The sequence below is a fragment of the Tardiphaga sp. genome (genome assembly GCF_044340795.1).
In the GTDB taxonomy this organism is placed as follows: domain Bacteria; phylum Pseudomonadota; class Alphaproteobacteria; order Rhizobiales; family Xanthobacteraceae; genus Tardiphaga.
In genome coordinates, this window is the sequence record NZ_JBIISY010000183.1 from 1 (window position 1) to 11,913 (window position 11,913).

22 protein-coding genes and 1 pseudogene are annotated in these 11,913 nt (G+C 61.0%); all 23 read right to left on the reverse strand.

Annotation, left to right across the window (positions count from 1 at the left end; genetic code table 11):
- Window positions 1–129: 129 nt before the first annotated feature.
- Entirely contained in the window at window positions 130–498 is a 369-nt protein-coding gene (gene rpsM, locus ACIQ17_RS24085) for a 30S ribosomal protein S13 (RefSeq protein ID WP_398471748.1), read from the reverse strand.
- Between the two features lie 180 nt (window positions 499–678).
- Window positions 679–1,647, reverse strand: a complete 969-nt coding sequence (locus tag ACIQ17_RS24090; protein WP_398471750.1) for an adenylate kinase — start codon at window positions 1,645–1,647, stop codon at window positions 679–681.
- A complete protein-coding gene (secY, locus tag ACIQ17_RS24095; protein ID WP_398471751.1) occupies window positions 1,644–2,975 on the reverse strand; it encodes a preprotein translocase subunit SecY in 1,332 nt (443 codons plus the stop codon). Before secY ends, ACIQ17_RS24090 begins: the two co-directional genes overlap by 4 nt.
- A gap of 163 nt (window positions 2,976–3,138) precedes the next feature.
- Window positions 3,139–3,630: a 50S ribosomal protein L15 gene (rplO, locus tag ACIQ17_RS24100; protein WP_398471753.1), complete on the reverse strand. Its 492-nt coding sequence runs from the start codon at window positions 3,628–3,630 to the stop codon at window positions 3,139–3,141.
- A gap of 117 nt (window positions 3,631–3,747) precedes the next feature.
- Window positions 3,748–3,939: a 50S ribosomal protein L30 gene (gene rpmD, locus ACIQ17_RS24105; RefSeq protein ID WP_211909012.1), complete on the reverse strand. Its 192-nt coding sequence runs from the start codon at window positions 3,937–3,939 to the stop codon at window positions 3,748–3,750.
- A 23-nt stretch (window positions 3,940–3,962) separates the two neighbouring features.
- The gene (gene rpsE / locus ACIQ17_RS24110) at window positions 3,963–4,535 is read right to left on the reverse strand and encodes a 30S ribosomal protein S5 (RefSeq protein WP_398471755.1); all 573 of its coding nucleotides are present in this window, start codon (window positions 4,533–4,535) and stop codon (window positions 3,963–3,965) included.
- Window positions 4,536–4,600: 65 nt separating this feature from the next.
- On the reverse strand, window positions 4,601–4,963 hold the full coding sequence (rplR, locus tag ACIQ17_RS24115; protein ID WP_398471756.1) for a 50S ribosomal protein L18: 363 nt from the start codon (window positions 4,961–4,963) through the stop codon (window positions 4,601–4,603).
- Between the two features lie 11 nt (window positions 4,964–4,974).
- Window positions 4,975–5,508 carry a 50S ribosomal protein L6 gene (gene rplF / locus ACIQ17_RS24120; RefSeq protein ID WP_398471757.1) on the reverse strand — a complete coding sequence of 178 codons (534 nt, stop codon included), beginning with the start codon at window positions 5,506–5,508 and terminating at the stop codon, window positions 4,975–4,977.
- 13 nt (window positions 5,509–5,521) lie between these two features.
- The gene (rpsH, locus tag ACIQ17_RS24125) at window positions 5,522–5,920 is read right to left on the reverse strand and encodes a 30S ribosomal protein S8 (protein ID WP_211909016.1); all 399 of its coding nucleotides are present in this window, start codon (window positions 5,918–5,920) and stop codon (window positions 5,522–5,524) included.
- 14 nt (window positions 5,921–5,934) lie between these two features.
- Window positions 5,935–6,240, reverse strand: coding sequence for a 30S ribosomal protein S14 (gene rpsN, locus ACIQ17_RS24130; protein WP_211909017.1), 306 nt, complete (start codon window positions 6,238–6,240; stop codon window positions 5,935–5,937).
- A 43-nt stretch (window positions 6,241–6,283) separates the two neighbouring features.
- Window positions 6,284–6,844, reverse strand: coding sequence for a 50S ribosomal protein L5 (rplE, locus tag ACIQ17_RS24135; protein WP_398471758.1), 561 nt, complete (start codon window positions 6,842–6,844; stop codon window positions 6,284–6,286).
- Window positions 6,844–7,152, reverse strand: a complete 309-nt coding sequence (gene rplX, locus ACIQ17_RS24140) for a 50S ribosomal protein L24 (protein ID WP_398471760.1) — start codon at window positions 7,150–7,152, stop codon at window positions 6,844–6,846. Before rplX ends, rplE begins: the two co-directional genes overlap by 1 nt.
- On the reverse strand, window positions 7,152–7,520 hold the full coding sequence (gene rplN / locus ACIQ17_RS24145) for a 50S ribosomal protein L14 (protein WP_211909020.1): 369 nt from the start codon (window positions 7,518–7,520) through the stop codon (window positions 7,152–7,154). Before rplN ends, rplX begins: the two co-directional genes overlap by 1 nt.
- Window positions 7,521–7,558: 38 nt before the next feature.
- The gene (gene rpsQ / locus ACIQ17_RS24150) at window positions 7,559–7,804 is read right to left on the reverse strand and encodes a 30S ribosomal protein S17 (RefSeq protein ID WP_398471761.1); all 246 of its coding nucleotides are present in this window, start codon (window positions 7,802–7,804) and stop codon (window positions 7,559–7,561) included.
- Between the two features lie 10 nt (window positions 7,805–7,814).
- Complete coding sequence (gene rpmC, locus ACIQ17_RS24155; protein WP_211909022.1) at window positions 7,815–8,024, reverse strand: 50S ribosomal protein L29; 210 nt, start codon at window positions 8,022–8,024, stop codon at window positions 7,815–7,817.
- 10 nt (window positions 8,025–8,034) lie between these two features.
- Complete coding sequence (gene rplP, locus ACIQ17_RS24160) at window positions 8,035–8,448, reverse strand: 50S ribosomal protein L16 (protein WP_211909023.1); 414 nt, start codon at window positions 8,446–8,448, stop codon at window positions 8,035–8,037.
- A 32-nt stretch (window positions 8,449–8,480) separates the two neighbouring features.
- Window positions 8,481–9,179 carry a 30S ribosomal protein S3 gene (gene rpsC / locus ACIQ17_RS24165; RefSeq protein ID WP_211909024.1) on the reverse strand — a complete coding sequence of 233 codons (699 nt, stop codon included), beginning with the start codon at window positions 9,177–9,179 and terminating at the stop codon, window positions 8,481–8,483.
- A gap of 17 nt (window positions 9,180–9,196) precedes the next feature.
- The gene (rplV, locus tag ACIQ17_RS24170; protein ID WP_211909025.1) at window positions 9,197–9,580 is read right to left on the reverse strand and encodes a 50S ribosomal protein L22; all 384 of its coding nucleotides are present in this window, start codon (window positions 9,578–9,580) and stop codon (window positions 9,197–9,199) included.
- Between the two features lie 11 nt (window positions 9,581–9,591).
- A complete protein-coding gene (gene rpsS, locus ACIQ17_RS24175) occupies window positions 9,592–9,867 on the reverse strand; it encodes a 30S ribosomal protein S19 (RefSeq protein WP_233022160.1) in 276 nt (91 codons plus the stop codon).
- Between the two features lie 12 nt (window positions 9,868–9,879).
- Window positions 9,880–10,713 (reverse strand): 50S ribosomal protein L2, encoded by an 834-nt coding sequence (rplB, locus tag ACIQ17_RS24180; protein WP_398471763.1) that lies wholly within the window; start codon window positions 10,711–10,713, stop codon window positions 9,880–9,882.
- A 12-nt stretch (window positions 10,714–10,725) separates the two neighbouring features.
- Entirely contained in the window at window positions 10,726–11,028 is a 303-nt protein-coding gene (locus ACIQ17_RS24185; RefSeq protein WP_398471765.1) for a 50S ribosomal protein L23, read from the reverse strand.
- Window positions 11,025–11,645 (reverse strand): 50S ribosomal protein L4, encoded by a 621-nt coding sequence (gene rplD / locus ACIQ17_RS24190; protein ID WP_398471766.1) that lies wholly within the window; start codon window positions 11,643–11,645, stop codon window positions 11,025–11,027. Before rplD ends, ACIQ17_RS24185 begins: the two co-directional genes overlap by 4 nt.
- Window position 11,646: 1 nt before the next feature.
- A pseudogene (locus tag ACIQ17_RS24195) lies at window positions 11,647–11,913 on the reverse strand (50S ribosomal protein L3); the annotation flags it as partial.

Genomic DNA, 11,913 nt, shown 5'->3' on the forward strand with positions numbered 1-11,913 from the left:
CCTTTGCCATGGTAGACCTTTCTAGAGATCTCACCGCCGCCGTAGTGCCAGCGGCTACACCGAAAAAATGCAAACGACGAACAGGGAGTAGCGAATATTCGCCACTCCCTGCCCGCCTTAAGCGCTAAATTACTTCTTCTTGCCTGCGATGGCCTTGGCCGGACCCTTGCGGGTGCGCGCATTGGTATGCGTGCGCTGGCCACGAACCGGCAGACCGCGACGATGACGCAGGCCGCGATAGCAGCCGAGGTCCATCAGACGCTTGATGTTCATGCCCGTCTCACGACGGAGGTCGCCCTCGACCAGATAGTCGCGGTCGATGACTTCACGGATCTGGAGCACTTCGGCGTCGCTCAGCTGATTGACGCGACGGTCCTCGGCGATCTTCACCTTCTCGATGATGTCGGCAGCGTTCTTCTGGCCGATACCATGAATGTACTGCAGCGCGATCAGGACGCGCTTGTTGGTCGGGATGTTTACACCGGCGATACGGGCCACAACTTCTCTCCTGTCACCAGCCGATCATGAACTGGCATTATCTTCAATTTGTCGGGCGGGCATTCACAAAACGCGAATACGACGCCCGTCCCTCAACTCAGTGGGGCCCGGCATCGTCTGGAATCTTCCGACTGGATGAGGGCCGTATTTAGAGACACAACTCAGGTACGTCAACCGCCCCTAGCGCTTGGCTCGCTTTTTAGCGAGCTTTCGCACGGACTTGGCCGATTTCTTGGCGACTTTCTTGACGGCCTTTTTGACCGCCTTTTTTTTCACCGTTTTGGCCGCCTTTTTGACGGCTTTCTTGGTGGATTTCGTGGTTTTGGCCTTCGAAGCAACCTTGGAACCCGATTTCGCGGTCTTCTTCGGCGCCTTCACGGCCTTCTTGGCAGCTTTCTTGACCGCCTTTTTGGCAGCCTTTTTAGCGACCTTGGCCTTCTTGGCCGGAGCCTTGGCCGTCTTCTTGGCCGATTTGGCCTTGGCAGCCTTCTTCGGCGTCGCGGTCTTCTTAGCCGACGCCTTCTTGGCGGCCTTGCGAACCGGCTTGGCAGGTGCGCTGTCGTCACGAATCGCTGACAGGACGCGGTCGATCTCAAGCGTCACTTCATCAATCGACATCATGCCATTGATCGTAATCAGCTTTCGCTTCTCGGAGTAGTAGTCGATCAGCGGTTCGGTCGACGCACGATAGGCAGCCAGGCGCTTCGACAGCACTTCCGGCGTATCGTCCGCACGCACGGCCTCGCCACGCGCCATCATCTCTGCAACGCGGGTCTCCACGCGCTCAAGCAGCGCGCTCTCATTGACGCGCAGTTCGACAGCAGCGTCGAGATTGAGACCCTTGGACTTCAGCAGAACATCCAGCGCTTCGGCCTGCGGCACGGTGCGCGGGAAGCCGTCGAGGATGAAGCCATTGGCCGCATCCGCCTGTTCGATGCGATCCGAAATGATTCCGATCACCACTTCATCAGGCACCAGACCGCCAGCGGCCATGATGTCCTTCGCCTTGAGACCGATCTCGGTCTCGGCAGCCACTGCGGCACGGAGCATGTCACCCGTGGAGAGCTGCACGATCCCGTGGCGCGCCACGAGACGCTGTGCCTGTGTTCCCTTGCCCGCCCCCGGCGGCCCGAGAAGAATCAGTCTCATTTACGCCGGCCCTTCAGCTTCGACTTGCGGATCAAACCTTCATACTGGTGCGCCAGCAGGTGACCCTGCACCTGGGCGACCGTATCCATGGTCACGCTGACCACGATCAGCAGCGAGGTGCCGCCGAAATAGAACGGGACCGCAGCATAGGAGATCATGATTTCCGGGATCAAGCAGACGACGGCCAGATAGGCGGCGCCGACCACGGTGATGCGCGACAGCACGTAATCGATATATTCCGCGGTGCGCTCACCCGGACGGATGCCCGGAATGAAGCCGCCATGCTTCTTCAGATTGTCGGCGGTCTCGGTCGGATTGAACACGATCGCCGTATAGAAGAACGCGAAGAACACGATCAGCGACACATACAGGATCAGGAACAGCGGGCGGCCGTGGCTGAGCTGAGTGGTCAGCATCTGGAACCACTCAGGCCCCTTCCCTGCATTGAAGCTCGCAATGGTCGCCGGCAGCAACAGCAGCGACGATGCGAAGATCGGCGGGATCACGCCCGAGGTGTTGAGCTTCAACGGCAGATGCGAGGACTGGCCCTCGAACATCTTGTTGCCGACCTGGCGCTTCGGATACTGGATCAGCAGGCGGCGCTGGGCGCGTTCGACGAACACGATGAAGGCGATAACCACAACGGCCATCACGATCACGACCAGGATCAGGCCGGTGGACAGCGCGCCCTGACGGCCGAGTTCGAGCATGTTGGCAATCGCCGCCGGCAGCTCGGCCACGATGCCGGCCAGAATGATCAGCGAGATGCCGTTGCCGATGCCGCGCGAGGTGATCTGCTCACCGAGCCACATCAGGAACATGGTGCCGCCGGTCAGCGTCACCGAGGCCGAGATCAGGAAGAAGAGGCCGGGCTCCGAGACCACATTGCCGGCGCTCTGCAGGCCCGCCGCGATGGCGTAGGACTGGAAGGCGGCCAGGATGACAGTCAGGTAGCGGGTGTACTGGTTCAGCGTCTTGCGGCCCGCCTCGCCCTCTTTCTTGAGGGCTTCGAGCTGCGGCGACACCGTGGTCAGAAGCTGGATGATGATCGACGCCGAGATATACGGCATGATGTTCAGCGCAAAAATCGCCATGCGATTGATGCCGCCGCCCGCGAACATGTTGAACATGCCGAGGATGCCGCCGGCCTGCTGCTTGAACACCTGCTCCCATGCCGACGGATCGATGCCGGGCAGCGGAATATAGGTGCCGAGCCGATAAACAAGCAGCGCACCCAGGGTGAACCAGATGCGCTTCTTCAGTTCTTCGGCCTTGCCGAGCGCGGCAAAGTTGAGATTGGAGGCGAGTTGCTCTGCTGCGGAGGCCATGTCGGACTTTCTCCCGCACCTCTTGAACCGGGCTGTCTGCGTGATCGCGACAACCCACGAGGCCGGACGTGATTAGATGCTCGGTATTGATAGATTCCAGCGGAGATAAAATCTACCCGAACACCGCGCAAGGCCGCCTGCTGACGCAGGCGGCGCGCAGGTCTCAGGCGGCTTCGCCGTCTTCCTTCTTGGCGGGCGCAAGGATGGTCACCTTGCCGCCGGCCTTCTCGATCGCCTCAACGGCCGCCTTGGAGGCGCCGGCGACTTCGAGTTCGATCTTCGCCTTGATCTCGCCACGGCCGAGCACGCGCACGCCATCCTTGGCGCGACGGATCACGCCGGCTTCGACGAGCGAGGCTGCGTTGATCGTGCCCTTCGACGCGTCGAGCTTCTTGCTGTCGATCGCATCCTGGAGACGATCCAGGTTGATCTCGGCGAAGTCGAGACGGAAGATGTTGTTGAAGCCGCGCTTCGGCAGACGGCGATGCAACGGCATCTGACCGCCTTCGAAGCCCTTGATACGCACGCCCGAACGTGCGGTCTGGCCCTTGCCGCCACGGCCGCCGGTCTTGCCCTTGCCAGAGCCAATGCCGCGGCCGATGCGCATACGCTTTTTACGGGAGCCGGCGTTATCGGCGATATCGCTGAGCTTCATCGTTCTGTTTCCTGTTGCGTCCTGCCCTTCCGGAGCGGCCTGAAAGCCATTTCTGCCGAAAAAGCAGTGTCATCCTTGCGGCAACCGTGTGGCCGGCTTGAGACGACGTGAAAGTCCTTAGTCCTCGACCACGCGGACGAGGTGCTGCACCTTGGCGATCATGCCGCGAACTTCAGGGGTGTCCTGAAGCTCGGTCACGCGGCCGATCTTGTTGAGCTTCAGGCCGACCAGGGTCGAGCGCTGCGAGTGGTGACGGCGGATCGCGCTGGCGATCTGCTCCACCTTGAGGGTCTTTGCGGCCTTGGCCATCGTGATTACTCCGAAAGTCAGGCTTACTCGGCGACCACTTCCGCATCGGTGCCAACGCGGCGCGACTGCAGGGTGGAAACCTTGAGGTTACGACGAGCGGCGACCGAACGCGGCGAATCCTGATGCTTCAGCGCGTCGAAAGTGGCGCGAACCATGTTGTACGGATTCGACGAGCCGACCGACTTGGCGACAACGTCCTGGATGCCGAGCGTTTCGAACACGGCGCGCATCGGGCCACCGGCGATGATGCCGGTACCAGCCGGCGCTGCACGCAGATAGACGCGGCCCGCACCGTGGCGGCCAGCGATATCGTGATGCAGCGTGCGGCCTTCGCGCAGAGCGACGCGCGTCAGGTTGCGCTTGGCGCTGTCGGTTGCCTTGCGGATCGCTTCCGGAACTTCACGGGCCTTACCGTGACCGAAACCAACCCGACCCTTCTGATCGCCGATGACGACCAGCGCGGCGAAGCCGAAACGCTTACCGCCCTTAACGACCTTCGCCACACGGTTGATGTGGACGAGCTTGTCGACGAATTCGCTATCACGCTCTTCCCGGGGGCCCCGGTCGCGTCCGCCGCGTTCGCGTTCACCTGCCATGGTGTTTTCCAATCTTTGCGAAGCTTTCGCTTCTGTGTCCGTTCAATTCGATGAAAGCAAAACGCTTAGAAGCTCAGCCCGCCTTCGCGAGCGGCATCTGCCAGCGCCTTGACGCGACCGTGGTACAGATACTGACCACGATCGAAGATCACTTCCTTGACGCCATTCTTGACGGCGCGCTCCGCGAGGAGCTTGCCGACGGCCTGCGCCGCATCGACGTCTGCACCGGTCTTGCCGCCATCGCGCAGCGACTTCTCCAGCGACGAGGCAGACGCGAGCGTCTCGCCCTTCAGGTCGTCGATGACCTGCGCATAGATGTGCTTCGACGAACGGAACACCGACAGACGCGGACGACCATTGGCGTTGCGGCGAATGGCCAGACGAACGCGCTGCTTGCGCCGGGCATTCGTAATCTTGAGTTTCGACATGACCCGCTCCGTTACTTCTTCTTGCCTTCCTTGCGGAAGATAAATTCGTCGGAATAACGAACGCCCTTGCCCTTATAGGGCTCCGGCGGACGATAGCTGCGGATTTCAGCCGCAACCTGGCCGACGCGCTGCGAGTCGATGCCGGCGACGTTGATCTCGGTCGGCTTCGGCACGGTGATCGTGATGCCTTCCGGGATCTGGTAGACCACGTCGTGGCTGTAGCCGAGCGCGAGCTGCAGGTTCTTGCCCTGCAGCGCGGCGCGGTAACCGACGCCGGTGATCTCGAGCTTCTTCTCGAAGCCCTTGGTGACGCCTTCGAGCAGATTCGAGATCTGCGCGCGGGCGGTACCGTACAGCGAACGCGCGCGCTTGGTTTCCGCACGCGGAGCGACGGTGATCTTGCCGTCCTTGAGTTCGACCGAGACGTCGTCGTGGACGACGAACTGAAGAGCGCCCTTCGGGCCCTTCATCTTGACGGTCTGCCCTTCGACATTCGCGGTAACGCCAGAGGCGATCGCGACGGGCTTCTTGCCTACACGGGACATGAGCTATCCTTCCTCAGAACACCGTGAAGAGAACTTCGCCGCCCACATTCGCGTCGCGCGCGGCGTGGTCAGCCATAATTCCCTTCGGCGTCGACAGAACCGAGATACCGAGGCCATTGCGGACGCGCGGCAGGTTCTTCACCGAGACATAAACGCGGCGGCCAGGCTTGGACACGCGCGAAATCTCGCGGATGACCGGCTCGCCATCGAAATACTTCAGCTCGATCTCAAGCTCGGAGCGGCCATTGGCATGCTCGATCGAGGCGAAGTCACGGATGTAACCTTCGCTCTTGAGAACTTCGAGCACGTTGGCGCGCATCTTCGAGCCCGGGGTCGAAACCTTGGACTTGGTGCGCATCTGCGCGTTGCGGATGCGGGTGATGAGATCGCTGATCGGATCGTGCGTAGACATCTGCGACCCTCCCCTTACCAGCTCGACTTGACCAGGCCGGGAACCAGGCCGTTCGACCCGAGTTCACGCAGCGCGATACGGCTGAGCTTGTTGAGACGATAAACCGAGTGCGGACGACCGGTCACTTCGCAACGGTTCTGGATACGAACCGCCGACGAGTTACGGGGCATCTCGGCCAGCTTCAGGGTGGCGGCGAACCGCTCTTCCATCGGCTTGTCCTTGTCAGCGATGATGGCCTTGAGACGGGCGCGCTTCGGCGCCGCGTTCGCGGACATCTTCTTCCGACGGTTGTTCTTTTCGATTGAACTCTTCTTTGCCATGCTTGGCTCCTGGGTTACCGCGTTTGAGAAGCTCGAGAGCTGCTCACTGCCGGAACGGGAAATTGAAAGCGGTCAACAAAGCGCGGGCTTCGTCATCCGTGCGTGCGGTCGTGCACACCGTGATGTCCATGCCCAGCGGCGAATCCCCGGCTTTATCGAAATCGATTTCCGGGAAAATGATGTGCTCCTTGAGGCCGAGCGAGTAGTTGCCGCGGCCGTCGAAGCTCTTGCCGTTGAGGCCGCGGAAGTCGCGGACGCGCGGCAGTGCGACGTTCACCAGACGATCGATGAACTCGTACATCTTGGTCTTGCGCAGGGTCACCTTCGCACCGATCGGCTGGTTTTCACGCAGCTTGAAGGTCGCGATAGCAACGCGCGAATAGGTCACCACAGCCTTCTGACCCGCGATCAGGGACAGGTCGGCAGCGGCGGTTTCGGCCTTCTTGCGGTCGTTGACGGCTTCGCCAACGCCCATGTTCAGCACGATCTTGTCGAGCTGCGGCACCTGCATCACGTTCTCGTAGCCGAACTGTTCGATCAGCTTGGCACGGATGCTCTTGTCATACTCCGCACGCAGGCGCGGGATGTAAGCGGTCTCGGACATTAGATCTCAGCTCCCGAACGCTTGGCGACACGCACCTTGGTGCCGTCTGCCTGAATCTTGAAACCGACGCGGGTCGGCTTGCCGTCCGAACCAACGATCGCGATGTTGGACAGCTGGATCGGCGCCTCTTTCGAGATGATCCCGCCTTCCTGGTTCTGCGACTGCTTCTGGTGACGCTTGACCATGTTGACACCGCGCACCAGCGCCTTGCCCTCGGTCGGACGCACTTCGAACACTTCGCCGGTGCGACCCTTGTCGCGGCCGGTCAGAACGATGACCTTGTCACCCTTGCGGATCTTGGCAGCCATTACAGCACCTCCGGCGCGAGCGAAATGATCTTCATGTGGTTCTTGGCACGCAGTTCACGCGGCACGGGCCCGAAGATACGGGTACCGACCGGCTCGGACTGATTGTTGATCAGAACGGCGGCGTTGCGATCGAAGCGGATGACGGATCCGTCCGGACGGCGGATGTCCTTGCGGACACGCACCACGACGGCCTTCATGACGTCGCCCTTCTTCACCTTCCCGCGCGGGATGGCTTCCTTGATCGAAACGACAATAACGTCGCCAACGGATGCATAACGGCGCTTGGATCCCCCAATCACCTTGATGCACATGACACGGCGTGCGCCTGAATTATCGGCCACGTCGAGGTTGGTCTGCATCTGAATCATTGATGCACCTCGTCCTCTGATTATGCGCTAAGCGCGGATTAAGCTGTTTTCTGTTCGCCCCGGACAACAGTCCAGCGCTTCAACTTCGAGATCGGCTTGCTCTCTTCGATCCACACGGTGTCGCCCGGCTTGAACTGGTTGTTCTCGTCGTGCGCGTGATAGTTCTTCGAGCGGCGAATGGTCTTCTTGTAGATCGGGTGGGTAAAGCGACGGTCAACGCGGACCACGATGGTCTTCGCCTGCTTGTCGCTGACGACCACGCCCTGCAGAGTACGTTTCGGCATGTGCGGCCCCTTACTTCGACTTGCCGTCGCGCTTCTGCGCGGCGATGGTCTTGATACGTGCGATGTCGCGGCGAGCCTCACGCAGGCGCGAGGTGTTTTCCAGCTGCCCGGTGGCGCGCTGGAAACGCAGGTTGAAGCGCTCTTTCTTCAGGTTAAGGACGGCGTCGTCCATCTGGTCCTGGCTCATCGCGCGGATATCGCTGGTCTTCATTTCAGCCATGGCTCAATCCTTACTCGGCAATACGCGACACGAAGCGCGTCTTGATCGGCAGCTTGGCAGCGGCAAGGGTCATCGCTTCCTTCGCGATCTGCGGCGTCACGCCGTCGATTTCGAAAATTAGCTTGCCCGGCTTCACGCGCGCCACCCACAATTCCGGCGAACCCTTACCGGAGCCCATGCGGACTTCGGCAGGCTTCTTCGACACCGGCAGATCCGGGAAAATACGGATCCAAACGCGACCGGCGCGCTTCATGTGACGGGTCAGTGCACGACGGGCAGCTTCGATCTGACGGGCGGTGATCCGCTCAGGGGCCATCGCCTTCAGGCCGAACTGGCCGTAAGCCAGTGTCGCGCCAGACGACGCAACGCCGTGGATACGGCCTTTGTGCGCCTTGCGGAACTTGGTCTTCTTTGGTTGCATCATGGCTTAACGCCTCAATCCCTATATTTGAACGCTCAGGCAGCGTCGCGGCGCGGGCGCGAATTGTCGCCTTCAGCCATACGCTTGTCCTGGGCCATCGGATCGTGCTCGAGGATCTCACCCTTGAAGATCCAGACCTTGACGCCGCAGGTGCCAAAGGTCGTGAACGCGGTACCCACACCGTAATCGATGTCGGCGCGCAGCGTGTGCAACGGCACGCGACCTTCGCGATACCATTCCATACGTGCGATTTCAGCACCGCCCAGACGACCCGAGCAGTTGATACGGATGCCCTCGGCGCCGAGACGCATCGCCGACTGAACGGCGCGCTTCATGGCGCGGCGGAACGCAACACGGCGCTCGAGCTGCTGCGCGATCGATTCCGCAACCAGGGTCGCGTCGAGTTCCGGCTTGCGGATTTCGACGATGTTGATCACGACGTCCGACGAGGTGATGTCGGCAACCTTCTTGCGAAGCTTGTCGATATCGGCGCCCTTCTTGCCGATCACAACACCCGGACGGGCCGACTGGATCGTGACGCGGCACTTCTTGTGCGGGCGCTCGATGATGATCTTGGCGACAGCCGCCTGCTTGAGCTCCTTGTGCAGGATCTCGCGGATCTTGATGTCTTCGTGCAGCAGCTTGCCGTACTCGTTCTTGCCGGCGTACCAGCGAGAATCCCAGGTCCGGTTGATGCCGAGGCGCAGACCGATTGGATTGATCTTTTGACCCATCTTACTCTCCTGCCTGCTTACGCGGCTTCAGCTTCGACCTGACGAACGACGATCGTCAGCTGCGCAAACGGCTTAAAGATACGACCCGAACGACCACGGCCGCGCGGTGAGAAACGCTTCATAACGATGCCCTTGCCAACATGGGCCTCGGAGACGATCAGCGCGTCAACATCGAGGTCATGATTGTTCTCGGCGTTTGCAATCGCCGATTCGAGGCACTTCTTTACATCAACTGCGATCCGCTTGCGCGAAAATTGCAGGTCTGCGAGGGCTGCCGAAGCCTTTCGACCACGGATCATCTGCGCCACCAAGTTCAACTTCTGCGGGCTGACGCGCAGCATCCGTGCGATTGCCTTGGCTTCGTTATCCGGGAGGGCCCGTTCGCGCTTTGGTTTGCTCATAGCTGTGCGCCTTACTTCTTGGACTTCTTGTCGCCGGCGTGGCCATGGAAGGTACGGGTCGGCGAGAACTCGCCGAACTTGTGACCCACCATTTCCTCGCTGACAGCGACAGGAACGTGCTTCTGACCATTGTAGACGCCGAAGGTCAGTCCGACGAACTGCGGCAGGATCGTCGAGCGACGGCTCCAGATCTTGATCACTTCATGACGGCCAGACGAACGTGCGGCATCTGCCTTCTTGAGCAGAGAACCCTCAACGAACGGGCCTTTCCAGACTGAACGAACCATGTCCGGCGATCCTTACTTCTTCCGCTTGTGGCGGCTGATGAGAATGAACTTGTCGGTCGACTTGTTCGAACGTGTCTTCTTGCCCTTGGTCGGCTTGCCCCATGGGGTCACCGGGTGGCGACCACCCGAGGTACGACCTTCACCACCACCATGCGGATGGTCGATCGGGTTCATGACGACGCCGCGGTTATGCGGACGCCAGCCGAGCCAGCGGGTACGACCGGCCTTGCCGATCGAGGTGTTCATGTGATCCGGGTTCGACACAGCGCCGATGGTGGCGGTGCAACGACCGTGAACCAGGCGCTGTTCGCCCGAGTTCAGACGGATGATCACGTAGTCATGGTCACGGCCGACCAGCTGGGCATAGGTGCCAGCCGAACGGGCGATCTGACCGCCCTTGCCGATCTTCATCTCGACGTTATGCACGATCGTGCCGATCGGCATGTTGCCCAGCGGCATGACATTGCCCGGCTTCACGTCGACATAGTTGCCGGCGATGACAGTGTCGCCGACGGCCAGACGCTGCGGAGCCAGGATGTAGGACAGCTCGCCGTCCTCATACTTGATCAGCGCGATGAACGCGGTGCGGTTCGGATCGTATTCCAGGCGCTCGACCTTCGCCGGAACGTCTAGCTTGGTGCGCTTGAAGTCGACCATGCGGTACGACTTCTTGTGGCCACCGCCACGGAAGCGCACGGTGATGCGACCGGTGTTGTTGCGACCGCCTGCCGAGTGCTTGCCTTCGGTCAGGGTCTTGACCGGCTTGCCCTTGTACAGCGCCGAACGATCAACCATGACCAGCTGGCGCTGGCCCGGCGTCGTGGGATTGAATGTCTTCAGTGCCATCGTCTATCCGCCTTATAGACCGGTCGTGACGTCGATGCGGTGGCCCTCTTCGAGGGTGACAACCGCACGCTTGACATCAGACTGCGAACCGAAGGTGCCGCGGAAGGCCTTTACCTTGCCCTTGCGCACCAGCGTGTTCACGCTCTTCACCTTGACGTCGAACAGCTTTTCGACGGCTTCCTTGATCTGCGGCTTGCTTGCCTTGCCGTCGACCTTGAACACGACCTTGTTGAACTCGGACGCGGTGGTCGCCTTTTCGGTGATCACCGGAGCGACGATCACGTCGTAGTGGCGCGGATCGATATTCTTCGTCATTTGAAGCGCGCCTCCAACGCATCGAGCGCCGCCTTGGTCAGAACCAGCTTCTGACGACGCAGAATGTCATAGACGTTGATGCCCTGGATCGGGAGCACGTCGATGTTCGGAATGTTACGGGCCGCCTGGGCGAAACCGACATGAACCTCGGCGCCATCGATGATCAGCGCGTTGGTCAGGCCGAGACCCGAGAAGTGACCGAGCAGAGCCTTGGTCTTCGCAGCCTCGAGGGTCGCGTTGTCCAGCACGATCAGCGAGCCGTCCTTGGCCTTGGCCGAGAGAGCATGCTTGAGCGCGAGGGCGCGGACCTTCTTCGGCAGGTCGGTCGCATGCGAACGAACGACCGGACCGAAGGCGCGGCCACCGCCACGGAACTGCGGCACGCGGGCCGAGCCGTGACGAGCACCGCCGGTGCCCTTCTGCTTGTACATCTTCTTGCCGGTGCGTGCGATTTCCGCACGGCCCTTGGCCTTGTGGGTGCCGGCCTGGCGCTTGGCCAGCTGCCAGTTGACGCAGCGCTGGATCAGATCGGTGCGCACGTCGAGACCGAAAATGGCCTCGTTCAGCTCGACCGAACCCGCTTCCTTGCCCTCAAGCGTGGTGACGTTCAGTTTCATCTCACGCTCCTTCCTGCTCAGCTGCCGGTGCTTCCGAGGCACCCTCACCTGCCAGCTTGAACTTGCCGGGCTTCGGCGCGTCCTTCGGCAGTTCCTTCTTCACGGCATCGCGGACCGAGATCCAGCCGCCCTTGGAGCCGGGAACGGCGCCTTCGACGAGGATCAGGCCACGCTCGACATCGAGCTGCACAACACGCAGGTTCAACGTCGTGATCTTGTCGACACCCATGTGACCGGGCATCTTCTTGTTCTTGAAGGTCTTGCCCGG